The organism is Streptomyces sp. NPDC057694, from assembly GCF_042799415.1.
Classification (GTDB): domain Bacteria; phylum Actinomycetota; class Actinomycetes; order Streptomycetales; family Streptomycetaceae; genus Streptomyces.
The window spans coordinates 76,664-102,571 of sequence record NZ_JBHVIX010000028.1; the positions used below are offsets into that span (position 1 = coordinate 76,664).

The window sequence follows — 25,908 nt, forward strand, 5'->3', positions numbered from 1 at the left end:
TTTCGGGGAGTTGACGGCGCCGGCGGCCGCGGCGCGCGTCGACGTGCACGCGGCACCCGGCGGGGCCGGGTGCCGGTGGTGTGCGGTCCGTCCATGCCAGCCCCGGGCCATGTTCGATGTCAAGATTCGAAGAGCGGTCGATCATCAAACGAACATGTGCCGGCCGCGGCGGCGGACCGGTCAGCCCGGCGGCGCCGACGACTCGCGGACGGTGAGCGTCGGGGTGAGGGTGATGTGCCGCTGGGCGAACGGCGTCTGGCCCGCAGCCGAGATGCGTTCGAAGCAGGCGGTGGCGGCGAACCGGCCGACGTCGTGCTTGGGCGGCGCCACCGCGGTCAGCGGCACGGCGGCGAGCTGCGCCACCTCGTCGTCGTAGGCGACGACGGAGAGGTCCCCCGGGATGGAGACGCCGAGTTCGACCGCGGTGGCGACGAAGTCGATCGCGTAGTGGTCGGAGTGCACGAGCACCGCGGTGGTGCCGGTCTTCTTGCACAGTTCCAGGTAGGCGGCGGTCTGTCCGGCCACGTCCCCGGTCTCGTCGATGTGCTCGACCGCCGCGTCGCCGGCGAGGCCCAACTGCCGCACGGTGCGCGCGTGTCCGCCGAGGATGTGTCCCGAGGTGGGGGTGTCGAAGGTCGCGACGCCGATGCGCCGGTGTCCGAGACCGGCCAGGTGGCGCACCGCGATCGCGGCCCCGGCGGCGTGGTCGCTGCGCACCGACTCCAGGGCGTATCCCACGGGCGCCTCGGCCACGGCGCGCTCCACCATCACCACCGGCATGGGGGCGCTCTCCAGGAGCTCGAAGGTCGGGTACGCGTCCGCGACGGTCGTGGTGACGAGCAGCCCGTCGACGCCGCCGGCGATGAGCCGTTCGATGTGCCGTCGTTCGTGATCGGCGTCGTAGCGGGACACCCGCAGCACCACCCGCCCGCCGAGCGCGGTGGTGCGCTCGACGGCTCCGGCCACGATGTTCGGGTAGTAGTAGCCGGGGTCCGGCACGACGAGCCCGAAGGTGAACAGGGCCTTGCCGTCCTGCGCCGCCGGACGCGGCACGTGACGCCCGGCGATGCCGCCGGTGGGATCGGTCTCGACGGTGACCGCGCCGCCGTGCACCCGCCGCAGCAGGCCGAGTTCGGACAGCTCCGCGAGGTCGCGGCGGACCGTCATCGCGGAGATCTCCTCGCGCCGCGCGAAGTCCGTGACCGACAGCGAGCCGTGGATGCGCAGCTCCGCCAGGATGCGTTCGTGCCGTGGATGCGGGTGCATCACTACCCCCGATGTTTGATTAATGTTCGGATGGTTGCTCACACTTGACCGTCATCGTAGGCCCAACTCAGGATGACCACCGGTGCTCGGGGACGAGCCCAGGTCGGCCGCGGTTTTCCGGACACGTTCGGGGCAGGTCCAGGCGGTCCGGTCCGATCCCCTCCTTCTCCGCCCGCCGAAGTCCGTGTGCGGAGTCATGTCTGTCGGATGCGAAGGAGCCGCATGGGCACGACGCTTGAGAAACCGATGTCCGTCACCGAGGCAGTGGCCCGCGGCGGCGGACCGCCGGGCAGCCGCCGACCGCCCGTGCTCAAGGCCTCGTTCTGGTTGCGGCTGCGCCGGGACCGGCCGCTGCTGCTCATGGTGGCGCCCGCGGTCGTCCTGCTGCTGTTGTTCGTGTACCTGCCGCTGGTGGGCAATGTCGTCGCGTTCCTGGACTACCAGCCCTACATCCCGATCGGGCAGAGCCGCTGGGTGGGCCTGGACAACTTCCGGGTGCTGTTCGCCGATCCGGCGTTCTGGCAGGCGACGCTCAACACGCTCGAGATCACCTTCATGCAGCTGGTGCTGTACTTCCCGGTCCCCATCGCGCTGGCCCTGCTGATCCACTCCCTGACCTGGCCCTGGCTGCGCACCGCCGTCCAGTCGGTGCTCTACCTGCCGCACTTCCTGTCCTGGGTCATCGTCGTCGGCTTCTTCCAGCAGTCCCTCGGCTCCGGCGGCATCCTCAACCAGACGCTGCGCCAGCTCGACGTCGGCACCGTCAATGTGATGGCGGACCCGGGCACGTTCAAACTGCTGCTGACCGCGCAGGTCGTGTGGAAGGACGCGGGGTGGGGAGCGATCATCTTCCTCGCCGCGCTCGCCGCGATCGACGACTCGCTCTACGAGGCGTCGGCCATCGACGGGGCGGGCCCCTGGCAGCGCTTCTGGCACGTCACCCTGCCGGGCATCAGGCCCATCATCATCATGCTGCTGATCCTGCGCCTCGGCGAGGCCCTCAACGTCGGGTTCGAGCAGATCCTGCTGCAACGCAGCGCGGTCGGCGCGCACGCGGCCGAAGTCCTCGACACCTACGTCTACTTCCACGGTGTCATCGACGGCAACTGGAGCATCGGCATCGCCGTCGGCCTGATCAAGGGCGCCGTCGGATTCCTCCTCATCCTCGCGGCGAACAAGACCGCCCACCGCCTCGGCGAGCAAGGAGTCTATTCCCGCTCATGAGCACCGTTCTCCGCCCCGCCTGGCAGGGCAAACCGAAGCCCGTCGCCATCGCCCTCAAGGCGCTCGCGATCGTGCTCGCCCTCTCCCTGGTCCTCTTCCCGTTCCTGATCGTCTTCTCCACGAGCGTCTCCGACGGCGACTCCATCACCGAGGCCGGTGGCTATCTCGTCTGGCCGACCTCGTTCAGCCTCGACGCCTACACGCAGATCTTCGAGGGCGGCGTCGTCACCCGCGCGATCGTCGTCTCGACGCTGGTCACGGTCGTCGGCACCGCCATCAGCCTGTCCGCGACGGTGCTCGCCGCCCATGCGCTGAGCCGGCGCGGCGCCCTCTTCCAGCGCTCGCTGCTGACCTTCGTGCTCGTCACGTTCCTGTTCGCCCCCGGCCTGATCCCGCTGTACCTGGTCGTGAAGGAACTCGGGCTGCTCGACAACTACTGGGCGCTGATCCTGCCCACCGCGTTCAGCGTCTTCAACATGATCGTCGTCCGTGGGTTCATGATGGGGATCCCCCAGGAACTCATCGACAGCGCGAAGATCGACGGCGCCGGCGAGTGGCGCGTCCTGTGGACGATCAGCATTCCGCTGTCCCGCGCGGTGATCGCCGTCGTCGGACTCTTCTACGCGGTCAGCTACTGGAACGCCTTCTTCAACGCCCTGATCTACCTCAGCGACAGCACCAAGTGGCCGCTCCAACTCGTGCTGCGCACCTACGTGTTGCAGGGCTCGACGCTCGTCGACACCGGCGGGGACAGTGCCGCGCCGCCCGCCCAGTCGATCCAGATGGCCGTCGTGATGATCGCCGTCGTCCCGATCCTGCTCGCCTATCCGTTCGTCCAGCGCCATCTCACCAAGGGCGTTCTGACGGGAGCCGTCAAGGGCTGAGCCCCACTCCCCGTCCGACCTCTCGCCCCTCCCCCACCTCGCACTGCCCCGGCATGCCTCCATCCGCCCTCACCAAGGGAGCTGCACGATGAACCGTCCGACCTCCCCGGCCCTGAGCCGGCGCAACCTCTTCAAGGGCACCGCTCTCGGGATCGCCGCGCTCGGCACCGGGCCGCTGCTCGCCGCGTGCTCCGGCTCGGGCGCCGGCGCCACCGCGTCCGGCGACATCGCGGCGCTGCCCTCGTACCTCCCCATCACCAAGGGGCCGAAGCCAGACCTGAAGGGCAACGCCTCCGTACAGCCGGTGTACTACCGGGCTCCCGCCGAGAGCGAGTTGTTCCGGTCGGTGGCCTCGAAGCCCGGCACGGGCGGCAGACTCTCCGCGTTCGTCGTCACCTACTACTCCCCGCCGCCCGCGGACAACTCCTACCTCAAGTACATCTCCGGGCAGATCGGCACCGAGTTCGACATGCAGCTCGTGCCCGGCGACTCGTACGCCTCGAAGTTCGCGACCATGACGGCGGGCGGTGACCTGCCCGACCTGGTGCAGTTCCTCACGTTCGCCCCGCCGCAGGGCGGGCCGCAGCTGCTCCAGGCGAAGTTCCAGGACCTCTCCGAGCATCTGTCCGGCGACAAGATCAAGAAGTACCCGAACCTCGCGAACCTCTCCGAGGCGTCCTGGGCGAGCGCCCGCGTCAACGGCCGTATCTACGGAGTGCCCGAGCCGCGCCCGCCGTTCGGCAGCATCCTCGTCTGCCGCCCCGACCTCATCGAGAAGCTGACCGGGCAGGAGCCGGCGCCGAAGAACGAGGCCGACTTCACCGAACTCTGCAAGCAGGTCACCAGCGAGAGAGCCAATCGCTACGCGATCTGCGGGCAGGGCGGAGGCGGCAGCGTCGAGTGGGGCTTCGACTTCTTCGCCGCCATGTTCGGCGTCCCCAACAACTGGCGGCTCCAGGGCGGCAAGCTCGTCAACAAGTACGAGACCGACGAATGGCTGCGCGCCATCAGCTACATCAAGAAGCTCCGCGGCGCCGGTTACTACCACCCCGACACCCCCAGCCTGGAGAACTCGCGGGCCAAGACGTACGTGGCCAACGGCAGCGTCCTCATGCACATGGACGGCATCTCCTCCCTCCTCGACATCACCCTGCCCAAGGGTGCCGTGACGGGAGCGGTGGTGCCCTTCGGCGCCGACGGCGGGAAGGGCGGCAACTATCAGGGGCCGTCCAGCTTCGGGTTCACCGCCATGAAGAAGGCGGACAAGAAGAAGATCGAGGAGCAGCTCGCCGTCCTCGACTATCTGGCCGCCCCCTACGGCTCCCAGGAGTACTTCAAGCTCCGCAACGGCAAGGAGGGCGTCCACTACAACCGTGCCGGCGGCAACGTCGAACTCACCAAGGCGGGCCGCACCATGGTCGAGCCCAGCACCCTGTTCCGCATCGCGGAGGGCCCCCAGGTGCTCACCAGCACGATCCGCATCGACGAGCAGCTGCGCCGCTCCCACGCCTGGCAGGTCGCCACTCAGGACATGCTCGTGGAGAACCCCGTCCAGGGCCTGTACTCGGAGACGGCGTCCCGGTCCAACTCCGCGACGACCGGCCTCACCGACACCATCACCAGTTACATTCTCGGCCGGTCCGACCTGGGCGCCGTCAAGTCCGCGATCTCCTCGTGGAAGTCGTCCACGGGCAACGCGATGCGCGACGAGTACACCCGTCAGCTCGACAAGCAGAACGGGAAGTCATGAGCGGTCCGCGCGTCGAGACCCCGGCGCTGTCGTTCGCCGAGGCGTTCACCCCGAAGGCGCGGGCCGCGCTGCGCGTCCGGTCCTGGAGGCCCGCGCCGCCCGTCGCCGACCGGGACGGCTGGGCGCACCTCGCCGGGCGCGACCGGGCGGCGCTCGCCTCGGCCGCGGCCGACTGGCGGGAGCGTGCCGCCCACCACCCGCCCCGGCTCAGGGACTGGGCCGCGTACAGCCGGGACGGCGACCGGATGCCCCACCAGGACAGCGAGCACGCCCTCCTCGGGCACACCGCCACCACCGCGCTGCTGCTCGCCGCCGACAACAGGGCGGAGGACGCTGTCGCGTTGGGCGATGCCGTGTGGCGGCTGTGCGAGCTGTCCGCCTGGTGTCTGCCCTCCCACTACGCCCTGCCCGAGTCGGGGGAGCGTCCTTTCCTGCCCGAGCCGGGCCGCGACATCCTCGATCTCGCCGACGCCGCCACGGGCGCCCTGCTCGCCGCCGTCGACGCCTTCGCCGGTGACCGTCTGGAGGAGCTGTTCCCCGGGCTCAGGCGGCGCGTCCACCACGAGATCCGGCGGCGCGTCCTCGACCCGTGGGAGCGGGAGACGTACTTCTGGCACGGCCTCGACGGGCCGCCGAACAACTGGGCGCCCTGGATCGTCTCCAACGTGCTGGTCTGCGCCGCGGTCGTCGAACCGGACCGGGCGCGGCTCGAGGCGACCGTGGACCGCGCCCTGGCGATCCTGGACCGGTTCCGCGCGGGCTACGACGCCGACGGCAGCTGCGACGAGGGTGCCACCTACTGGTGGTGGGCCGGTGCCACGCTCTTCGAGGCCCTGGACCTGCTCGGCGAGATCACGGACGGCGCGTTCGACGCGTTCGCCGTGCCGCCGGTCGCCGCCATGGTCCGCTTCCCCGTCGACATGCAGATCGGCCCGGACAGTCAGGTCAACTACTCCGACGGCACGCCCGTGCTGCCGGAGAACGCCAACTGGCATCTGCTGGCGCGCTTCGCCGAGCGGGTGGGCGACACCACCGCCGCCGCTCACGCCCGCTGGATGGGATCGCTCCATCCGCTGCGGTTCGACGGCCAGTTGGGCCCCCTGTTCCGGCGCACGCTCGCCGAACTGCGTGATCCCGACTGGACGGTGCGGGGCGACGCGACACCCGGCATGCCCGCGTCCCGCTTTCTGCCCGGCACCGAGATCGCCGTCGCGCGTGAGCAAGCGGGCGTCACGCGCGGTCTGTTCGTCGCCGCGAAGGGCGGCCACAACGACGTCAGCCACAACCACAACGACGCCGGTGGCGTCATCGTCTCGCTGGACGGCGATCCCGTCCTCATCGACGCCGGCGTCGGCGTGTACCGGCGCGACACCTTCCAGCCCCACACGCGCTACACGATCTGGACGATGCGCAGCGCCTGGCACAACGTGCCGCTGCCCGACGGTGTGGAGCAGCCGCACGGCAAGGAGTTCCGCGCCACGGACGTCGCCTTCGAGGACACCGGCAGCACCGCCCGGCTGCGCATGGACCTGGCCGCCGCCTACCCCTCCACGGCGGGCCTGGCCCGCTGCGAGCGGGCCGTCGAACTGGACCGCGCCCAGCGCACGGTCCTCGTCCACGACGACTGGGCCTTCGACGCGCCCCGCACGATGACCCTCGTCCTGATGACCGCCCACCGGCCGGTCGCGGATCCGGACGGGCTGCGTGTCGGTGGCGCGCTGCTGCACTGCGACACGGACGCGTTCGAGATCCGTACGGAGACGATCGCGCTCGACGACGACCGGTTGCGCGGCGCGTGGGGCGACACCGTCCACCGCACCCTCCTCGTCCAGCGCGAGCCCGCCGCCCACGGTCGGCACACGCTGCGCATCCGGCGCGCGGACGGTGACGCATGACGGTGATCGAGCCCGGGCGGCTCTTCCGCGACCAGGACGGCCGCCCCGTCCAACTGCACGGCGCGGGCGTCCTGTTCATCGACGGCAGGTTCTGGGCGTGGGGCGAGGACAAGCGCTCGGGCGGCACCTTCTCCGCGATCGCCTGCTACTCCTCGCCCGACCTCGCCGGCTGGCGTTACGAGGGTGACGCGCTGTCCGCGGGGACGGGTGACCTCGCCCCGGGCCGGGTCGTCGAGCGCCCCAAGGTGCTGCGGCATCCGGCGAGCGGCCGGTACGTCATGTATCTGCACATCGACTCGGCGGACTACGCGGACGCCCGCGTCGGCTTCGCCAGCAGTGATCATCCGGCGGGCCCGTACACGTACCACGGCAGCGTCCGGCCGCTGGGCCGGCTCAGCCGTGACATCGGCGTCCACGCCGAGGGCGACGCCGGATATCTGCTGTCGGAGGACCGCGACCACGGACTGCACCTCTACCGGCTCACCGACGACTGGCTCGGCGTCGACTCCCTCGTCTCCACCACGCTGGCCGACCACGGCCGGCACGGCTACGAATCGCCCGCCCTGGTCCACGCGGACGGCCTGTACTACCTCTTCGGCTCCGACCTCACCGGCTGGGCGACCAACGACAACCGGTACGCGACCGCGCCCTCTCTGGCGGGCCCCTGGTCGCCGTGGCGGCTGTTCGCCCCGGAGGGATCGGCGACGTACGACTCGCAGATCAGCGCGATCGTGACCGTCCACGGCACCGAGCGCACCAGTCACGTCTATCTCGGCGACCGCTGGCTGCCCGACCGGCTGGCCGACTCGCCGCCCGTCTGGCTGCCGCTGCACATCGGCGGCGGCCGGGCCCGCCTGGAGTGGCACGACCGCTGGAGCGTCGACCCGCGCACCGGATCCATCACCTCGCACCACGCCCCGCACCGCGCGCACCAGGAAGAGAGCACATGAGCGACGCACTGCCCCGGTTCGAGCTGCCGCCCGACGACCCGGAGCGTTCACCGATCACCGGCTGGACCCGCGCCCACTGGCAGACCACCGGGCTGCGCTGGCTCGACCACGTCCGCCGCCACGACAGCCCGGGCGGCGGCCTGCCCCGGCTGCCCGGGCGGGTCACCGCCGACGGTCCGCGCCGCGAGAGCATGGAGACCGTGGGGCGGTCCTTCCTGCTGGCCGCACCTTTGATCGCGGGCGCCGCACCCGAGACCGCCGAGCCGCTCGCCGAGCGCTACGCGCGCGCCCTGCTGGCGGGCACCGACCCCGACGGGCCCGAGAGCTGGCCGCGCGGCGTCACCTGCCGCGCGCCCGTCACCGGGGTCACCAACTCCATCGTCGAGGCCGCAAACATCGCGTTCGGCCTGCACATCAGCCGCGAGCGACTGTGGGACCGGCTCACCGCGCCCGAACGGCGCCGGATCGCCGGCTGGCTGCGTCATCACGCACGGCTTGAGGTGTGGCACAACAACTGGCAGCTGTTCCCCGCCATGGCCGAGGCGTTCCTGACCTCGGTCGGTGAGGACACCAGCGGCTGCACCGGGACCCGCAACGTGGCCCGCGTCGAGTCCTGGTACCTGGAACAGGGCTGGTACACCGACGGCCCCGAGCACGCCATCGACTACTACAACGCCTGGGCCATCCACCCGTACCTGTGGGCCTGGTACCGGATGACGGACCGCACGGCCACCGCCGAGGGCGCCCGGCATCTCGACCGCCTCGGGCAGTTCGTCACGTCGTACGCGCGCACCGTCGCCCCCGACGGATCGATGCTGCACGTGGGGCGCTCGCTCAGCTACCGCACCGCCGCGCTCGCCGCCGTGTGGTGCGCGGAGATCTCCGGGGTGAACCCGCTCTCCCCCGGCGCGACGCGACGGCTGGCCTCCGGTGTCCTCGCCCGGTTCGTGTCCCACGGCGTCGGCATCGACCGGCCGCTCGACCTCGGCTGGTACCGGCCCTACGAGCCCGTGGCGCAGACCTACAGCGGGTTCGGCTCCGCTTACCTCGCCGGGATCGGCTTCCTGGGCCTGGCCCTCGGACCGGACGCGCCCGTGTGGACGGACACCGAGCAACCCCAGCCCACGGACGCCGAGTTCGGGACTCACGCGTGGCCGGCACTCGGCTGGCTGGTCACCACCCAGCGCGACGGCATCGTCCGCCTCGCCAACCACGGCAGCGACCACTGCGAGATCCCCGTCGAGCCCACGCGGCCCGACCCCGACGACCCGCACTACGCCAAGCTCGCCTACTCCACCCACACCGCCCCGGGCACGGCCGCCGCGTGGGAGGACGGTGTCGACTCGCATCCGGCGCTCCTGGACGCCGACGGCCGGGCGAGCCGGCGCGGTCCGCTCCGGGCCGTGCGCGTCGACGGCACCGTCGCCGCCTCGGTCCAGCTGCCCCAGCGCGACGGCCGGGCCTTGCCGGGCTGCGCGATCACGTCCGTGACGCTGCCGCACGACGCGCACGAGGTCCGCGCCCACCTCGTCCGCTCGCCCGGCGGACACACCGTGCGGGAAGGCGGCTGGGCGGTCGCCGACGATCTCCCCCTGACGGCCGAAAAGCGTTCCGGAGCCGCCTCGGTGACGAACCGTCAGGGTCTCACCGCGCGCGTCGTCGCCCTGCACGGGTACGACGCCGCAGGGGTGTTCACGTACCAGGACGCGAACGCGATGGGCCCGCACTCGGCCGTCCCCGCGCTCACCGCGACGGCCGATCCGGGGGACACCGTCCTGGTGAGCCTGCACACGCTGGCCCGGTCGACTCCGCTGCCCGAGCCTCCCGTCGTGGCCGTCGCCGGGACCGTCGTCACCGTCTCCTGGCCCGACGGGAGCGAGCAGCGCGTCGATCTCGCGACGTGCTGTCCCTGGGACGGACGGATCCCGGGCACCACTACCGTGTGACGGCCCCGCCCCGGAGAAACGGAACGCAGCATGACCCCATCCCCGATGTCCCTGAACTCCCCGATCCCCGCCGGGCCGCGCCACGGAGTGCTGCTCGGCGGCGTCGGGCGTTACACCGACCCCTGGCATCCCTTCGCCGACACCAACAGGGGTCTGGCGGACGTGGCCCGGGAGGTGGGCGTCGTCCTGGAGCCCGTCGCGGACATCGACGCCGCGCTGGCCTCCTTCGCCGCCGGAGCGCTGCCGGACCTCGTCGTCGTCAACATCGGCCTGCCGCGGGACGGCGACCCCGTACCCGCGAACGCCCGGGCCGCGGCCGGACTCGCCCGGCTGCTGGAGAGCGCCACGCCGGTCCTCGCCGTGCACTCCTCGGCGACCTGCTTCCCGGACGACGAGGTCTGGGAGTCGGGCCTGGGCGGCACCTGGGTGCGCGGCACCTCGATGCACCCGCCGTACGGCCGCGCCCGCGTCCTGGTCACCGACGCCGGCCACCCGATCAGCGCGGGCGTCGACGACTTCGAGGTGGACGACGAGCGCGACACCCACCTGCGCCGCAGCCCGGACGTCCGGGTGCTGCTCGCCCACGAACACGAGGGCGGGCGGCACCCGTTGATGTGGGTGCACACCCGCCCGGGCGGTGGCATCACGGTGTTCGACGCCCTGGGCCACGACGGCCGTTCGTACGCGTCCGCGACGCACCGCGCCCTGCTCCGGCGCGCCCTGGGCACGCTGCTCGGCTGACCGGGCGTCGTGCGCCGTACGGTGTCAGAGCGTGGCCGCGAACGGGTCCCGGTCCAGCGGTACCGCCCGGACCTCACCGGCCCGGCTCTCGATGTGCTGGGTCCGGCCGGTGGCGGCGGCCCGGTCGATGGCGACCAGCACCTCCAGCACGTGGTGGCCGAGGTCGCCGGTCGCGATGTGCGGCGTACCGGACCGGATGGACCGGGCCATGTCGAGGACGCCGAGGCCGCGGCCCTCGCCGAGGCCGATGGACTCGACCGGCTCCCAGTGCGGCGCGCCGTCGTCGCCGGTGCCGCGGGTGATGCGCACGTCCCCGGTGAACCCGTTGGGGTCGGGCACGACGAGGGTGCCCTCGGTGCCGTTGATCTCCACGACGCCGTCGCGGACAAGGGCCGAGTCGAAGCTGAAGACGCTCTGCGCGACCGCTCCGCCCTCGAAGGTGATGAGGGCGGCCACATGGGTGGGGACCTCGACCGGGAACTCGGTGCCTGTGCGCGGTCCGGTGCGGATCGTGCGGACCTTGCGGCCGGTGGAGGCCACGGCGGACACCTGCGTCACGGACCCGAACAGGGTGATCAGCGTCGTGAAGTAGTAGGGGCCCATGTCGAACAGCGGCCCGGCTCCGGCGGCGAAGAGGAACTCCGGGCTCGGGTGCCAGGCGTCGGGACCGGCGGTCTGGAACATGGTGTGCGCGGACAGCGCCGCGCCGATGTCGCCGCGTTCGATGGCCCGCCGTGCCGTCTGGACGCCCGGGCCGAGCGCGGTGTCGGGGGCGACGCCGACGCGCAGCCCGGCGGCGGCGGCCTGGTCGAGGAGGGCGCGCGCGGAGGCCAGGTCCACGGCGATCGGCTTCTCCGACCACACGTGCTTGCCCGCGGCGACGATCGCCGAGCTGACCTCGGCGTGCACGGCGGGGATGGTCAGGTTGACGACGATCTCGACGTCGTCGTGCGCGAGGACGTCGTCCGTCGTGCCCCAGGCGGCGATGCCGTGCTTGCGGGCCTGCTCCTCGGCGCGGTCGGCCATCAGGTCGCCGATGATGACGACGTCGACGTCGGGGATCTTGGTGAGGGTGGTGAGGTACTGCTCGCTGATGTTGCCGGCGCCGATGACGCCGACGCCGACCGGGCCCGACCGGGTCGTGGGCGGCGCCATCAGACGATCCCCTTCTCGCGGAGGTGGGCGACCGATCCGGCGATGCCCTCGAAGATGTCACCGGCGTACGTGTCGAACTCGACGATCGCGTAGGCGGCGTTCGGGGCGGCGGCCAGGGCGGCGTCGACCGGGATCTCGCCCTGCCCCGCGGACACCTGGCGGGTCTGCGCGATGTCGAAGGGGGCGCCCGTGGTGAACGGGTCGTCGATGACGGCGCCGTCCTTGATGTGCAGCGCCGTGACCCGGTCCCCGAGCCGGCCGAGGAGGGCGACCGCGTCGTTGCCGCCGGCCGAGGCCCAGTACACGTCCAGTTCCAGGTCCACCGTGTCGTCGAGGCGGGCCACGAACCACTCGTAGGCGCTGAGCCCGTCGACGGTGGGGGTGAACTCCTGCGAATGGTTGTGGTATCCGACGCGCAGCCCGTGGTCGGCCGCGATCGTCGCGGCGTCGTTGAGCAGCTTCGCGGTATGCGTGATGTGCTCGGCGTCCGCCCACCGGTCGGCGTGCACCATCGGCTCGTAGACGGTCTCCAGGCCGAGGGTCTTCGCCGCGGCGAAGGTCCGCTCCAGCGCGTCCCGGCCCTGATCGGGAGCGGCGATGCCGGCGTGCCCGGTGCGGGCGGTCAGTCCGTGCCTGCCGAGTGCCTCGGCAAGCTCCTCGGGCCGGTTCACGAAGTCGAACACCTCGACGTTGCGCAGTCCGGTCGCCGCGAGACGGGCGAGCGTGCCGTCCTCGTCGGCCCTGAGGGCGTCGCGCACCGAGTACAGCTGGAGCGACAACTGGGGTGTGGACATGGCTGGTCTTTCCGATCGTGAGACAAGGGGGGAGGTGACCGGGCGCTCAGGGCCCCGGCGGCGGGAAAACGCTCATCGTGTTCGAAATCCCGGCACCAAGGCCCCTTTTGCGGCGGGGACTTTCGTTCAGATTAAGCTAAAGCCTGTCCGGTGCCAAGGCCATCCATCCCCCTCGGGTCGATCTCAGGTCGATCAGGAGGTCGGGCGGGGCTCGATCCTGAACAGCTGTCCGTCGACCTGTCCGATGAGGCTGTCGCCGTACTTGACGAGCTTGGGTACGACCCCGCCCCGCACCGGCGCCTCGGGCAGCTGGACGCGGCCGCGCCAGCGCACCGCGCCGCTGTCGAGGTCGAAGCCGATGAGATTCCCGGACGGGTCGAGGTAGTACGCCACCCTGGCCTTGAGATCCACCACGGCGTCGGAGGCCAGTTCGCGCAGCTCGCCCGAGCGGGGGTCCTTGCGGAGCGTCAGGCCGAGGTCGTGGGACCACAGGCGGCGGCCGTCGTCGGCCGACCAGGCGATCGCCTGGTCGTAGGAGCTTCCCAGGACGATGCCGTCGGAGATCACGCCCCCCGGTGCGCGGTCGACGCGGTGCTGCGTGACCGAGCCGGAGCTCGTGTCCACGCGCGTCAGGGTGACCTCCCCGGGATCGCTGAAGAGGTGGCCTCCCTTGGGCACCCCGGCGAGCAGGACGGTCCGGCCGTCCGTGCCTAGGTAGCCGGTCATTCCCTTCACGGTCGCGACCGTCCGCGCCTCGCCCGTCGCCGGGTCGAGCCGGACGACGGTGCTGGTCTGCGGCGCCTTCTCACTGTCCGGCGAGCACGTCAGGTAGGGGGACCCGTCGATGACGGTCTTGTCGCAGTCGGCCTGCTTCCACGCGTACGTCCACAGCGTCCGGCCCGTTCTGTCGTCCAGGGCGGCGACCTTTTTGAAGGTGGGGGTGTTCGCGAGGACGCCGCCGTCGAACAGCAGGGCGGAGTCCTCGTCACGGCTGTCGTCGGCCAGCTTGTGCCGCCACAGCACCTTGTGGCTCGTGACGTCACGGGCGACGACATCGGTCCCCGGGTTCTGCGTGCCGGGGGCGTGGTCGGCGTAGCTGAAGAGGACGCCGTCGCGGACGCCGGGCAGGGCATAACCCGCGGACCCGTCGTTGGATTCCGCCCGCTCCTTCCAGGTGATCTTTCCTGTCGTGGCGTTCACCGCGATGGCGTCGTACCGCTTGCCCTGGCAGTAGACGGTGCCCGAGCCGGTGCCGCAGCCGCCCCACTCCGTACCGCCGGGCAGCGTGGTCCGCCACAGCAGCTTGCTCGTGGTGCTCGTGCCGGACGCGGGCTGCTGTGTCCCCTGGTGGGTGTCGCCCCCGGTGATGAGCACGGCGGAGACCGTGATGCCGGCGATGCCGAGTGCGGCGCCGGTCACCCGCGTGATGTTCCTGCGCCGTCTGCGGCGCACGATGCGGTCGGCGATGCCCGCGGGAGCGGCCGGGTTGTCGGGGGTCATGCCGTGCAGAGCGTCCCGGATCGCGCGGTCCAGCTGGTCGGCGCTCATGTGTGGGCTCCCTTCGGGGTGCTGCCGCTCACCACGGCGATCGTCTGCTGTGCGGGGGCGGCCAGCTCCGGCGCGAGGCTGCGCAGCCGGGCCAGGGACCGGTGGGTGGTGCTGCGGACGGTGCCGACCGAGCAGCCCAGGGTGCTCGCGACCTCCGTCTCGGAGAGGTCCTCGAAGTAGCGCAGGACGAGCACGGTGCGCTGGCGCGGCGTGAGCCGGGCGAGGGCCTGGCCCACGGCGATCCGCAGATCGGCGGCGGAGGTGCCGTCGGTGACGCCGAGGCTCTCCGGCGGCGTGGCGAACGTCGGCTCGCGGTGCGGCCTGCGCAGCCGCCACCGGCTGACCTGGTGGCGGTACATCACCTTGCGCACATAGCGCTCGGGGTCCTCGACGTGCCGCCAGCGGTCCAGCGCCTTCATCAGGGCGGTCTGGACGAGGTCCTCGGCCTCGTGCCGGTCGCCGCCGGTGAGCAGGTTCGCCACCCGGAGCAGTGCGCCCCAGCGGGAGTCGACGAACTCCCGGAATCTCTCGTGGTCTTGCGGGTCCATGGGCCCTCCCGTTTCTTGACTCCCCTATGGACGCGCGGACCCGTGGCCATCTATGTCTGCGGCGGCTCACGTCTTTTCCGCTACGGCACGTGCGGTCCGCCCAGGTAGTGGCCGTCGGCGTCGTAGGGCCAGGCGTTCGCGACGCACCCCTTCAGGCCCTTGATCTGCTGCATCATCGCGGGGGCGGGCGCACCGGGCCGGGGGCAGGTCTCGTGGCCGTGGCCGATGCGGTGGCCGACCTCGTGGTTGACGATGAGCGCCCGGTACTGCTCGATGGGGCCGTCGAACTCGGGCGAACCGAGCAGCCAGCGGCGCAGGTTGACCACGACGGTCCGGCCGACGCTGCAGTTGACCTCGCCGTGGGTGTGCAGTCCCGCCGAGCCGCACAGGCAGTCGACGGTCCGCGGTGTGGCGATCTTTATGACGAAGTCCCGGGGGCCCGCGCTCACCAGCTGGAACGCGTCGACGCCGTCGCTGCCCCATCCCCGGGGGTCGCCCAGGACGCCGGAGATCTCCCGCGCGGCCGCGTCGGCCGAGATCCCGGAGCCGTCCTCGACCTGGACCTGATAGCGCCGCAGCCGGGCCCCGGTGCCCACCGGCGGGCCGTCGGCGTGCGCCGTGCCGAAGGTGCCGGGGCCGGCCGCCCGGACCGTGCCGGCCGGCCCCGCCGCCCGCAGCTCTCCCCGCCCTGTCTGGGCGCAACGGGCGGCGGTACGGGCCTCGCTGTGCCGCCAATACGTGTAGCCGGCGGCGCCCCCGACGGACAGGGCCACCGCCATCCCGAGCAGCACGCTCAGGAACGCCGCCCGTCTTCGTATCCACCGCGCCGACACGGCCCTGTGCCCTCGCACCGTCCGGACCCCCCATGGTTTAGACCAGTCCACCGAGCCTAAGTGACGCGCGAGGAGGGCGGATGGTTGCGCGATGCAGGCAGATCAGAGCGCCTGCGCCCGCACGAGGAGGAGCTGTTCGGGATAGAGGGCGGGGGCGCGCACGCCCACCCGGGCCAGGGCGGCGCCGCCGAGCACGAGGGGTTCGGTGGTCCACGGGGTCGGCTGCCCCTGCCGCAGGGCGGGGGTGTCGCCGGGCGGCTGCACGCTCACCCGGTACGTCAGGTCCTCGTCGAGGCCCGGGAGCCGGACAGTGCCGGGTACGGAGGCCAGCGGGGCGTCCAGTTGCACCAGGGCGAACAGGGCGTCGCGCCGGTCGGGGGCGACGACGCCGTGGACGGCGAGCGCGGGGTCGTGGGCGTCGTCGCGGACGGTGGTGCCGCCGTGCAGGAGGGGCCGCAGTTCCTTGTACAGGGCGACCCAGCGGGCGAGTTCGGCGCGCTCGGCGGGGGTGGCGGTGGTGAGGTCCCACTCGATGCCGAAGGAGGCGAACAGGGCGGTTCCGGCGCGGAAGGAGAGGTCGTGGGTGCGGCCCGTGGTGTGCGAGCGGGGTGCGCCGACGTGCGCGCCGACGAGCTCCGGCGGCACCAACTGGGCGGTCCAGCGCTGGATCTGCTGCCGCTCCAGGGGATCGATGCAGTCGCTGGCCCACACCCGGTCCGTGCGTTCGAGGATGCCGAGGTCGACGCGGAGGCCGCCGGAGGAGCAGGACTCGATCTCGACGCGCGGGTGCCGGGCGCGGAGTTCGTCGAGGAGGCGGTAGACGGCGTGCGTCTGGGCGTGGACCGAGGGGGTGCCGTGCGGGCCGTGCCCGGCGTCGAGGAGGTCGCGGTTGTGGTCCCACTTCAGGTACGCGATGTCGTACTCGGTGAGGAGCGCGTCGAGGCGGTCGAGGATGTAGGTGTACGCGCCGGGGACCGCGAGGTCGAGCACCTGCTGGTGGCGTGAGGTGAGCGGCTGCCGGCCTCCGGTGGCGAGCAGCCAGTCGGGGTGGGCGCGGGCCAGGTCGGAGTCGGGGTTGACCATCTCCGGCTCCACCCACAGGCCGAACTCCATGCCGAGGCCGTGGAGGGTGGAGATCAGCGGGCCGAGGCCCTTGGGCCAGACGTCTTCGTCGACGTACCAGTCGCCGAGGCCCGCGCGGTCGTGCCTGCGGTGCCGGAACCAGCCGTCGTCGAGCACGAACCGCTCGACGCCCGCCTCGGCGCCGGCCCGGGCCAGCTCGGTCAGGCGCTCCAGGTCCTGGTCGAAGTAGACGGCCTCCCAGGTGTTCAGCACGACCGGCCGGGGCGGCAGTTCGGGCCTGCCCGCGCGCAGGTGGGCGTGGAAGCGCTCGGCGACGGCGTCGAGGCCGGTGGCGCCGTACGCCGCGTACACCCACGGCGTGGTGTAGGTCTCGCCGGGCGCGAGCCGGACCTCGCCGGGCAGCAGGAGTTCGCCGCCGCCGAGGACCGCGTCACCGGTGGAGAGGCGTTCGGCGTAGCTGCGGTGGTTGCCGCTCCACGCGACGTGCAGGGCCCACACCTCGCCGTGCCGGAAGCCGAAGCCGGGGGTGCCCGCGGCCAGGATCAGCGGGGCGTCGGGGCCGGTGCGGCCGCGGCGGTTCTCCCGGCTGTGCGCGCCGACGGTGAACGGCAGCCGTTGCGGGGCCCGTTCGCGTCCCCAGCGTCCGGCCAGGTCGAACAGTTCGGTCGCCACGGGCGGCACGGGCACGGTCGCGGTGAGCGCGTCGAGCACGAAGAAGCCGTCGGACGCGGTCGAGGTGATCGCCGCACGCTGGCGCACCAACCCCTCGGCGGTCAGCTCCAGTTCGAGCCGCAGGGCGAGACCGGCCTCGGGATCCTCACCGGTGGCCACGACCCGGCCGCCCCGGCCGGGCGCTCCCCGGTCGTCGACGTCGAGTCCCGTGCGCCGGAACCAGGGTGACCAGGCGGTGCCGTCGCGGTGCCCGGTCAGGCCGGGCCGTCCGTGCCAGCCCGCGGCGTGCTCGCGCGCGAGGGACGGGGCGACCACCCGGTCGAAGTCGTTGGGCACGGGGGCGGGTTCGGCCGCCCGGCACAGGTGGGTGAGCGCGGCCGTGTCGAGGGCGCCGAGGTCCGCGCCCCAGTGGACGACGGACGGCAGGGCGTCGGGCGCGCCCTGCGGTGCGGCGAGGACGAGGCCGACGCCCGCGGCGCGCAGGTGGACCGGGTCGGGCAGTGACACGGAGGACTCCTGGGGGTTGTGGGGCACAGCGGCGGGCGGGGACTTCTTGAGTTTTGCCTCGATACTCTCGGGCGGTCAATACCCGGCCCTCCATGGAGTTCTTCCCGGCAGACCACTCATCTCTCCCTATGGTGAGTTTCGTCGCGGAAGGCTAAGGTCGCCTCGATGCAGGCCACTTGACGTTGCTCCGGACGGAGGGATCTGCCCATGACGTGGTCCCCCCTCAGCGGTTCCGCGCGGGAGGTGGCACTCGCGGTGCTGCTCGACGGCCCGTTGCCGCGCAGCGAACTCGCGCGCAGGCTGCGGCTGTCCGCGGGCAGCCTGACCCGGCTGACGAAACCCCTGCTCTCGTCGGGCCTGTTGGTGGAGATGCCGGTCGAGCACGATCCGGAGACGGGGCGGCCGTCGCGGCCGCTCGACATCCGTCCGGCCGCGCACCACTTCCTCGGCGTGAAACTCACCGCGGACACGGCCTACGGGGTGGTGACCTCGATGCGCGCGGAGATCCTGGCGCAGGACCGCCGCCCGCTGCCCGACCCCACGCCGGAGGCCGTCGTCGCCGCGGTGACGGAGCTGGCGCGGGCGCTGGGCGCGGGGCACGGCGGCCGGTGGACCGCGGCGGGCGTCAGCCTCGGCGGGCAGGTGGTGGATCACTCGACGGTGACGAGCGCCCGCTATCTCGGCTGGCGGGACGTCGCGTTGGGCCCGGCGTGCGCGGCGGCCCTGGACTGCCCGGTCGTCGTCGACAACGACCTGCTCTCGCTCACCCGCGCCGAGCAGTGGTTCGGCGCGGGCAAGGGGTACAACGACTTCGCCCTGCTGACGGTCGGCGAGGGCGTCGGGTACGGCCTGGTCGCGCACGGCCGGATGCGGACCGGCCCGGACGCCTCCGTCGGCGTGCTCGGCCATCACCCGCTGGACCCGCTGGGCCCGCTCTGCCCACAGGGCCACCAGGGCTGCGCGGAGGCCATGGTGACGATCCCCGCGATCCGCCACCGGGTCTCGCTCGGTCTGGGACGCGACGTCACTTACGACACCTGCCTCGATCTCGCCGCGGCGGGCGACCCGGTGGCGGCCCGCGCGGTCGGGGAGTCGGCGGCGGCGCTCGGCCGGCTGACCGCGGCCGTCGGCAACATGACGCTGACCGAGCGCGTCGTCCTGAGCGGCGACGGCGTCCGCCTGGCCGACGTCGGCCGTCCGTCCTTCGACGCGGCGCTGCGCCGGGACCGCAGCCCGTACGCGAGCCCGCTCGACGTCGTCGTCCGGCGCACCGGCTTCACCGACTGGGCGCGCGGCGCCGCCGCCACCGCGATCCAGACGTACGCCCTCGCGGTCCCGGCCGCCGGCGCCCCGTAGAGCACGGCCGTCCCGCGCGTATCCGCGGGGCCGCCGGGGCAGGTCCCCCAGGGGCCGGGCGGTCCGGCGGCGGGGCGGGGAGGACGCATGGCGATGGCGGGGGAACTCGACGGGGTGCACCTCTCGGCGAGCGGGATCGGGCTGCGGCTGTCCGGCACCGCCGTGCTGTCCGAGGTCACCGTGCCGGCCGTCGGTCCTGGGCAGGTCCTGGGCATCGCGGGCGGCAGCGGCGCGGGAAAGACACTGCTCCTGGAGATCCTCGCCGGACTGCGGACCGCGGACGCCGGACGGGTCTCGGTGCAGGCGCCGCCGGACGCGCTGCGCCACGGGTTCGTGCCGCAGGACGACATCGTGCACCGCGCGCTGCCGTTGCGCACGGCCCTGGAGTACGCGGCCCGACTGCGCGGCACCGACCCGTCGGACGTGCCGCTGGTACTGGACGAGTTGGGGCTCGGGCCGGTGGCGGAGCAGCCAGTGCGGACGCTGAGCGGCGGGCAGCGCAAGCGGGCCAGCATCGCCATCGAGCTGCTGTCGCGGCCCCGGCTGCTGTTCCTCGACGAGCCGACCTCGGGGCTCGACCCGCTGGCCGGGGCGCAGTTGACGACGTATCTGCGCCGCCTGGCCGACACCGGGGTCACCGTCGTCCTCACCACGCACACGCCCGCGGATCTGCTCCGCTGCGACCAGGTGCTGTTCATCGCGCCGAACGGCCGGCCAGGACCGACGGGCACCCCGGCCGAGCTGGTGGACGCCTCACCGGACGGCACGCTGGAGGCGCTGTACTCGGTGGAGACCGCACCGGAACCCCAACAGGACCTTCCAGTAGTTGAGTTGGTGCACCCGTCCGTCGCCCCGGCCACCGGCGCCGTGCGCCAATGGACCGTGCTGACCGGCCGCGAGCTGAGACTCCTGCGGCACGACCGGCTCACCGCCGCCATCACCATCGGCTCACCGCTGATCATCATCGCCATGTTCGCCCTGCTGTTCCGGCCGGGAGTCTTCGACCCGGACCGTCCGGATCCGGCGGCCTCGGCGATGGTGCTGTTCTGGATCGCGTTCGGCGCGTTCTTCTTCGGGCTCGCGTACGGACTGCCGCAGATCTGCGGCGAGTTGGCGGTTCTGCGCCGCGAGCGCCGCACCGTGCTGCGCCTCGGCCCCTATCTTTTGGCGAAGCTCACCGTCCTCGGACCCGTGCTGCTGCTCGCCGACGCGCTGCTGCTGGTGGTGCTGCGGGCCCTGGACCGGCTGCCCGAGGCCGCGCTGTCCGTGCACGCGTCGCTCTTCGTGACGACGGCCCTGGCCTCGTTCGCGGCGCTCGCCCTCGGCCTGTGCTGCTCGGCGCTCGTCTCCGAACCGAGCCAGGCCGCGCTGGTGCTGCCGCTGCTCTGTTTCCCGCAGGTGCTGTTCTCCGGCGCGTTCGTGCCCGTGCCGCGGATGGCGGCGGGCGGCCGCTGGATCAGTGTGGCGATGACCAACCGGTGGGCGTTCGAGTCGCTGGGCTCCGGCGCGGGCCTGGAGCGGCTGTGGCGGGGCGGCGGCGCGGAGGGCCGGGCGCTGCTCGCCTCGTACGCGGACAGTTTCGGGCGGCCCGCCTGGTTCGGGTGGGTGGTCCTCGCGGGCGTCGCCGCCGTGCTGCTCGTGGTCGCCTGGCTGGTGCTGCGCCACCGCTGCCCGGCCGCTCGGCACCGGCTCAGCAGGACAGCCGTGGGGCCAACGCGCCCCTGACCGGTGTCGCGGCGGCGAACGTGACGCGCAGGAAGTCGACGAACCGGTCGATGTCGGCGGCCACGTTCGCGATGCCGGGTGAGACCCGCACGGCGCCGCCCGACGGCAGTCCGAGCCGCTCGATGTAGCCGTCGATGGTCTCGGCGCGGCTGCGGCCGCTGCCCGTGCGGCGCAGCAGCCGCGGGGCGATCGCGAACGCCTCCTCGCCCGCCCCCGGGTTGCAGAAGCAGCCGGTGCGCACGGAGATACCGGCCGCCGAGCACTCGCGCGCCACGATCCGCTCGTCGACGATGCGGCCGTGCCGGTCGAGAACGTTCAGCGCGACCGTGCCACCGCGCCCCTCGGTGCCGCGCGGCCCGTAGACGCGCACGAGCGGCCGTCCGTCGCGGTGGGTGAGACCGGCGAGGCCGCCCAGCAGGCGTTCGGTGAGGGCGGCGACATGTCCGGCGATCCGGTCGGCGCCGATCGCGTCGTACCAGTCGAGGCCCGCCACGATCTGCGGCACCGCGTGGAAGTCGGGCGTGCCGTCCTCGAACGCGGCGGGGGCCTGCGCCATCCGGTGCCAGCGGGCCTGCGCGCTGACCACCTGGATGGTGCCGCCCGCGAACCAGGGTCTGCGCAGCGCGGCGAGCGCCTCGCGCCGCGCCACCAGGCTGCCGACGCCGGACGGATAGCCGAACACCTTGTACCAGCTCACGACGGTGAAGTCGGCGGGCGTCCGGCGCAGCGACAGCGTCCCCGTCGGCAGATACGCGGCCGCGTCGAGCAGGGTGTGCCAGCCCGCGTCCCTGGCCCGCTCCACCCACTCCAGCGGATGCCGTACGCCGCTGAAGTTGCTCTGCGCCGGAAAGCAGAAGAGCCCGCGCCGCCGGGCCGCCAGCGCCTCGCGCACGGCCGCGCCGTCGGCCCGCAGTGCGTCGCCGGAGAACGGCACGAGGCGCACCCGCGCGCCCGCCGCCCGCGCGAACTCCCTTACGCCGTTGACGGAGTTGTGGTTGTCCTGGGTGAGGAGCAGCGCAGGGCCCGTCCGGCCGCGGAACGGATACGCCTCGCCGACCAGCTTCACGGCCTGAGACGCGTTGGCCGTGAACACCACCGTGTACTCGGCCGGGTCCGCGTCCAGGAACCGCAGGACTCTGTCTCTGGCCGCCTCGATCAGCTCGGTCGAGGCGGCGGACGCCGGGCTCTCGGTGTGCGGGTTGCCGAACGCGGCGCCGCGCAGCCGGGCCGCGTGCGCGTCGACGAGACGGCGCGGCACCGGTGCGGCGCCGGTGTGGTCCAGATAGATCTGCCGTGTCTCGTCCAAGTACCCGAAGTCGTCGGCGCGCAGCGCCCCGAACGACTCCCCGCCCCACCCGTCCTGCTCCATGCCGACGCCCCCCCCTGCCTGGGCCCGCGTTCCTTGTGGCCCCTCCTGGCCGCAATATCGGCCGACCGGCGCCGGTTGTCCAGACCGCGTCGGCGGGCGCACCGATGAGTTCCGGGGTGTCCTGGAGTCATCACTCCCAGACAGTCCCGCGAGCGCCCGGAGGCACCATGTCAAGCACCGAGAACGCCCTGCCGCCCGTCGTCGACACCGCCACCTGGGAGAAGGAGCTGGCGACGCTGCGGGTGCGGGAGAAGGCGGCCACCCGTGAACTCGACGCGATCGCCGCGCAGCGCCGCCGGCTGCCGATGGTCGAGATGCCGGAGTACGTCCTGGAGGGCGCGGACGGCCCGGTCCGGCTCGCCGAGATCTTCGACGGGCATCCGCAGCTGATCGTGTACAGCCACATGTGGCACGAGGGCGCCGAGTGGCAGTGCGGCGGCTGCACCGGCTTCACGTCCCAGTTCACCCGGCTGCTCGGCCTGGAGAAGTTCGACGCCCGCTTCGTGATCGTCACGCAGGGCCCGATCGAGGAGGCGCTCGCGTACCGGCGCAGGGTCGGGAACAGGATGGACTGGTACTCCACGGCGCACAGCTCCTTCGGCGCCGATGTCGGCGCCCCGCCGGACGGCGGCTTCGCGGTGAACGTGTTCCTGCGTGACGGCGACACGGTGTACCGGACGTGGCACACGGACGGCCGCGGCACCGAGCAGCTCAGCCATCTGTCCCCGCTGGTGGACGTCCTGCCGTACGGCCGGCAGGAGGTCTGGCAGGACTCCCCCGACGGGTGGCCGCAGGGGCCGACGTACAGCCGCTGGGCCACCCCGCAGGAGATCGCGGCGGCCTACGGCGACCAGGACTGACGGGGATCAGCTCACGCGCCGGACCCGGTGAGGGAGTCGAACAGGTCCGGCGCGACCGAGCATCCGTGCGGTGCGTTCAGATGTCACGGGCTTGAACTGTGTCCGGCGGGGCGGCATGCGGGCTCACCGGTGCTTCTATGGGACGTGCCAAAAAGAACATGCCGGGGGCAGTTCCCTCACTGCTCCCTCGGACACCAGGGGGCGCCGAAGTGAACGCGACCACTCCGCCGTCACTCGTCATCGATGTCGTCGACACGGGCGACACGGTTCTGTTCCGCGTCCGAGGCGAACTCGATCTGCGCACCGGTCCCCGCCTCGACCGGGCCCTGACCCCGTTCCACGCGCGACGCTGCGAACTCGACCTGACCGAGGTGCCGTTCACCGACTCGACCGGGGTGAACCTCCTCGTCCGGCATCAGCGCTACGCGACGCGGGCCGGTGGCAGTCTGCGGCTCGTGTCCGTCACGCGCCCGGTGCTGCGCGTCCTGAAACTGACCGGGACGGACGCCCTCCTGCTGCCCGGGGACGGCCCGCCCGGGGAGCCGGGCGCCTCCTGACTCGTCTCAGCCCCACGCCGCTCCGCGCACCACCCGGTAGGGCGAGTGCCCGGCCCTGGCCGCTTCCACCGCGGCCTCGGGCCGCTCGGCGGACGGAGGCCAGTTGCTCGCCGACGAGGTCTCCCCGGTGTCGATGATCCTCCGGCCCGGTCCCGCGTCGATGTGCACGAAGGCGCCGGTGACGACGGCGATCACCGCGTCGTCCAGCAACTCCAGCAGGCCGGCCGAGCCGTCGTCGCACGCGTCGCAGCCGCAGTCCGGCACCCGCTCCGCCAGGACGGCGGGCTCGCCCGCCCCGACCGCGAGCACGGTGCGCGGTACGTCGTCGATGGCTCCGAAGCCGAAGACCAGGGGGACGGCGTCCGCGCGGGCCGGCCGCAGCAGGACGGGGTCGTCGAGCGGCACATCCGGGGTGTGCCGCCACAGGACCCCCGGGTCGCCGACCGGCTCCGCCGTCGCCAGGCCGCGCCCGCACAGCACCCGCGTCCAGGCGTCGGCGCGGGCGGCGAGGATGCGGTACTTGCCCGGGTCGAGGCAGCGTGAGTACTCCTCGTCGAGCGCGGCCCTGTCGGGGTGCGGGTCGTCCCAGGCGGGGGTGTCGGCCCCGGTGTCGGCGAACTCGGCCTCGACGGCTTCTCGCAGCTCCTCCTGATCCATGCCCGCACTGTAACGCCGTGTTCCGGCCCGGCTCAGGACCCGGCGGTGAGCCGGTCGAGGACGCGCCGCATCGTCTCCCGCACCGCGTCCCGCGCGCTGTCGGTGTGGTCGAGCCCCTCGAAGGCGTGCGGCGCGTCCGGGACGTCGACGACCTCGACCGGCGCGCCGCCCGCCTCGGCCGCCGCGAGGAACTCGGCGACCGTCGCGGCGACCGCCGACGCCTCCCGGCCGACCCGGAGGAGGACGAACGGCGGGGTGCCGCCCCGTGCCACCACCTCCGCAGGCCGGAACCGGGCGTCGTTCACTCCCCAGGCGGGCAGCGGCGCCATGATCGGGTAGTTGGCGGCCAGGCAGCGCAGCCACGGCGGCCTCGCGCTGAGCCACGGCGCGGTCAGCGGCCCGCTGCCGGAGAGGAACCACAGGGCGATCCGGTCCGCGTCCACCCGGGGGTCGGCCCGCACCTCGGCCACCGCGGCCGCGAGGTCCTCGGCGGCCGTCGGATAGGCGGTCACCGCGTGCAGGCGGTGGTCGAGCGTCACGCCGACCACTCCCCGGTCGGCGGCGAGGCGGGCGTATCCGATCAGCGTCGGCCAGTCGCGCGGCGTCGGCTCCTCGCCCTCGGGCACCGGCCCGCCGTGCACGAACACGATCGCGGGCCGCGGGGTCTCCTCGGCGCCTTCGGGGACGTAGAGGTCGATGGTGCCGCGTCGCTCCCGGGGTCGCTCCGTGACGTCGAGGAGGAAGGGCTTGAGGTACCCCACCGTCGGCGCGCCCTGCGCCGCGAGGCTCTCGCCCTCACCGGCGGCCGCGGCGAGCAGCACCTCGGCGAGCCGGTCGGGACAGGACAGCATCGGCCAGTGTCCCGTGGACAGTTCGAAGAAGGTGACCTCGGGCCTGGCCAGGGCCTTGATCATGGGATCGCCGAAGCTCAGCAGCATGCGGACGGCCGCGAGGGTCGCGCCGCTCTCCGCGCACAGCACTCCGGTGGTCGGCGGCAGGTCAGCGCCGGAAAGGCGCAGCGGTCGCAGCAGGGTGCCGAGCGGCTGCGGCGAGGCGAGGTCGGCGAGCCGGTCCAGGGCCGCCTCGGGCACTCCCGCGGTGCTCCCCCAGCGCGGCCACTCCTCCCGCGCGGGCGGTGCGAGCACCCCGTCGGTGTCCCCGGCGGCGGCGAGCCGTTCGCGCAACTCCTGGTCGGGCACGCCCGCGAGCGCCGGTACGCCGTCGCTCACCGGGGCCGAGTCCACGTACACGATCCGGGCGACGCGCCCCGGCCGCAGGTCCGCCGCGCCCACCGCGGGAAACATCCCGTAGTCGTGCCCGACGAGCACGATCTCCGGCTCCCCGCCGTCCGCAGCCGCGTCGATGACCTCGACGACCCGGGCGACGTCCCCCGCCAGGTCGGCGCCGGAGCCGTCGCCGGGCCGCCGGCCCGGCAGGTCCACCGGGTGCGCCCGCGCGCCCTCGGCCTCCAGCCGGGCGGCCGTCTCCCGCCACACGTGCGACCCGGTGAACAGACCTGGTACCAGCACGAATTCCGTCATTCCGCACGCTCCTCGGGGCGCTCGCCGTCACGGTCCGGTCCGTCGCC

The 25,908-nt window shown here is 72.9% G+C and carries 21 protein-coding genes; 11 read left to right on the plus strand and 10 right to left on the minus strand.

Features of this window, described 5'->3' with window-relative positions; all coding sequences use genetic code 11:
• Positions 1–180 precede the first annotated feature (180 nt).
• Positions 181–1,266, minus strand: a complete 1,086-nt coding sequence (locus ACFVDP_RS37610) for a substrate-binding domain-containing protein (protein WP_383500098.1) — start codon at positions 1,264–1,266, stop codon at positions 181–183.
• A 222-nt stretch (positions 1,267–1,488) separates the two neighbouring features.
• Here ACFVDP_RS37610 and ACFVDP_RS37615 point away from each other — a divergent pair, with 222 nt between their 5' ends.
• The 7 genes from ACFVDP_RS37615 to ACFVDP_RS37645 all read left to right on the plus strand — a co-directional run bounded on the left by ACFVDP_RS37615 (position 1,489) and on the right by ACFVDP_RS37645 (position 10,656).
• Positions 1,489–2,490 carry an ABC transporter permease gene (locus ACFVDP_RS37615; RefSeq protein ID WP_383500101.1) on the plus strand — a complete coding sequence of 334 codons (1,002 nt, stop codon included), beginning with the start codon at positions 1,489–1,491 and terminating at the stop codon, positions 2,488–2,490.
• On the plus strand, positions 2,487–3,374 hold the full coding sequence (locus tag ACFVDP_RS37620; RefSeq protein WP_383500103.1) for a carbohydrate ABC transporter permease: 888 nt from the start codon (positions 2,487–2,489) through the stop codon (positions 3,372–3,374). The genes ACFVDP_RS37615 and ACFVDP_RS37620 overlap by 4 nt, the downstream gene beginning before the upstream one ends.
• A gap of 88 nt (positions 3,375–3,462) precedes the next feature.
• Positions 3,463–5,124, plus strand: a complete 1,662-nt coding sequence (locus ACFVDP_RS37625; RefSeq protein ID WP_383500106.1) for an extracellular solute-binding protein — start codon at positions 3,463–3,465, stop codon at positions 5,122–5,124.
• Positions 5,121–7,019 (plus strand): heparinase II/III family protein, encoded by a 1,899-nt coding sequence (locus ACFVDP_RS37630; RefSeq protein ID WP_383500109.1) that lies wholly within the window; start codon positions 5,121–5,123, stop codon positions 7,017–7,019. The genes ACFVDP_RS37625 and ACFVDP_RS37630 overlap by 4 nt, the downstream gene beginning before the upstream one ends.
• The gene (locus ACFVDP_RS37635; protein ID WP_383500112.1) at positions 7,016–7,969 is read left to right on the plus strand and encodes a family 43 glycosylhydrolase; all 954 of its coding nucleotides are present in this window, start codon (positions 7,016–7,018) and stop codon (positions 7,967–7,969) included. The genes ACFVDP_RS37630 and ACFVDP_RS37635 overlap by 4 nt, the downstream gene beginning before the upstream one ends.
• Positions 7,966–9,915, plus strand: a complete 1,950-nt coding sequence (locus ACFVDP_RS37640; RefSeq protein ID WP_383500115.1) for a DUF2264 domain-containing protein — start codon at positions 7,966–7,968, stop codon at positions 9,913–9,915. The genes ACFVDP_RS37635 and ACFVDP_RS37640 overlap by 4 nt, the downstream gene beginning before the upstream one ends.
• A gap of 30 nt (positions 9,916–9,945) precedes the next feature.
• The gene (locus ACFVDP_RS37645) at positions 9,946–10,656 is read left to right on the plus strand and encodes a ThuA domain-containing protein (protein WP_383500118.1); all 711 of its coding nucleotides are present in this window, start codon (positions 9,946–9,948) and stop codon (positions 10,654–10,656) included.
• 24 nt (positions 10,657–10,680) lie between these two features.
• On the opposite strand, the gene ACFVDP_RS37650 is transcribed toward ACFVDP_RS37645, so the two are convergent.
• From ACFVDP_RS37650 to ACFVDP_RS37675, 6 genes are all read right to left on the minus strand, one after another.
• Positions 10,681–11,811, minus strand: coding sequence for a Gfo/Idh/MocA family protein (locus ACFVDP_RS37650; RefSeq protein ID WP_383500121.1), 1,131 nt, complete (start codon positions 11,809–11,811; stop codon positions 10,681–10,683).
• Positions 11,811–12,605: a sugar phosphate isomerase/epimerase family protein gene (locus ACFVDP_RS37655; protein WP_383500123.1), complete on the minus strand. Its 795-nt coding sequence runs from the start codon at positions 12,603–12,605 to the stop codon at positions 11,811–11,813. Before ACFVDP_RS37655 ends, ACFVDP_RS37650 begins: the two co-directional genes overlap by 1 nt.
• Positions 12,606–12,797: 192 nt before the next feature.
• Positions 12,798–14,153, minus strand: coding sequence for a PQQ-binding-like beta-propeller repeat protein (locus tag ACFVDP_RS37660; protein WP_383500126.1), 1,356 nt, complete (start codon positions 14,151–14,153; stop codon positions 12,798–12,800).
• Positions 14,150–14,701, minus strand: coding sequence for a SigE family RNA polymerase sigma factor (locus tag ACFVDP_RS37665; RefSeq protein ID WP_383500129.1), 552 nt, complete (start codon positions 14,699–14,701; stop codon positions 14,150–14,152). The genes ACFVDP_RS37660 and ACFVDP_RS37665 overlap by 4 nt, the downstream gene beginning before the upstream one ends.
• A gap of 80 nt (positions 14,702–14,781) precedes the next feature.
• Positions 14,782–15,552, minus strand: coding sequence for a DUF3152 domain-containing protein (locus tag ACFVDP_RS37670; RefSeq protein WP_383500132.1), 771 nt, complete (start codon positions 15,550–15,552; stop codon positions 14,782–14,784).
• Positions 15,553–15,636: 84 nt separating this feature from the next.
• A complete protein-coding gene (locus ACFVDP_RS37675) occupies positions 15,637–17,790 on the minus strand; it encodes an alpha-galactosidase (RefSeq protein WP_383500191.1) in 2,154 nt (717 codons plus the stop codon).
• Positions 17,791–18,003: 213 nt separating this feature from the next.
• On the opposite strand from ACFVDP_RS37675, the gene ACFVDP_RS37680 reads away from it, so the two are divergent.
• Both ACFVDP_RS37680 and ACFVDP_RS37685 read left to right on the plus strand, forming a co-directional pair.
• A complete protein-coding gene (locus ACFVDP_RS37680; RefSeq protein ID WP_383500134.1) occupies positions 18,004–19,152 on the plus strand; it encodes an ROK family protein in 1,149 nt (382 codons plus the stop codon).
• Positions 19,153–19,239: 87 nt separating this feature from the next.
• Entirely contained in the window at positions 19,240–20,877 is a 1,638-nt protein-coding gene (locus ACFVDP_RS37685) for an ABC transporter permease (protein WP_383500136.1), read from the plus strand.
• Here ACFVDP_RS37685 and ACFVDP_RS37690 read toward each other — a convergent pair.
• On the minus strand, positions 20,843–22,246 hold the full coding sequence (locus ACFVDP_RS37690; RefSeq protein WP_383500138.1) for an aminotransferase class V-fold PLP-dependent enzyme: 1,404 nt from the start codon (positions 22,244–22,246) through the stop codon (positions 20,843–20,845). The two genes, ACFVDP_RS37685 and ACFVDP_RS37690, sit on opposite strands and share 35 nt — an antisense overlap.
• A 167-nt stretch (positions 22,247–22,413) precedes the next feature.
• On the opposite strand from ACFVDP_RS37690, the gene ACFVDP_RS37695 reads away from it, so the two are divergent.
• Both ACFVDP_RS37695 and ACFVDP_RS37700 read left to right on the plus strand, forming a co-directional pair.
• On the plus strand, positions 22,414–23,106 hold the full coding sequence (locus tag ACFVDP_RS37695) for a DUF899 domain-containing protein (protein WP_383500141.1): 693 nt from the start codon (positions 22,414–22,416) through the stop codon (positions 23,104–23,106).
• Between the two features lie 209 nt (positions 23,107–23,315).
• Positions 23,316–23,663, plus strand: coding sequence for an STAS domain-containing protein (locus tag ACFVDP_RS37700; RefSeq protein WP_383500143.1), 348 nt, complete (start codon positions 23,316–23,318; stop codon positions 23,661–23,663).
• 6 nt (positions 23,664–23,669) lie between these two features.
• On the opposite strand, the gene ACFVDP_RS37705 is transcribed toward ACFVDP_RS37700, so the two are convergent.
• Both ACFVDP_RS37705 and ACFVDP_RS37710 read right to left on the minus strand, forming a co-directional pair.
• The gene (locus tag ACFVDP_RS37705; protein ID WP_383500146.1) at positions 23,670–24,320 is read right to left on the minus strand and encodes a DUF6226 family protein; all 651 of its coding nucleotides are present in this window, start codon (positions 24,318–24,320) and stop codon (positions 23,670–23,672) included.
• A 32-nt stretch (positions 24,321–24,352) separates the two neighbouring features.
• Complete coding sequence (locus ACFVDP_RS37710; RefSeq protein ID WP_383500149.1) at positions 24,353–25,861, minus strand: alpha/beta fold hydrolase; 1,509 nt, start codon at positions 25,859–25,861, stop codon at positions 24,353–24,355.
• Positions 25,862–25,908: the final 47 nt, after the last annotated feature.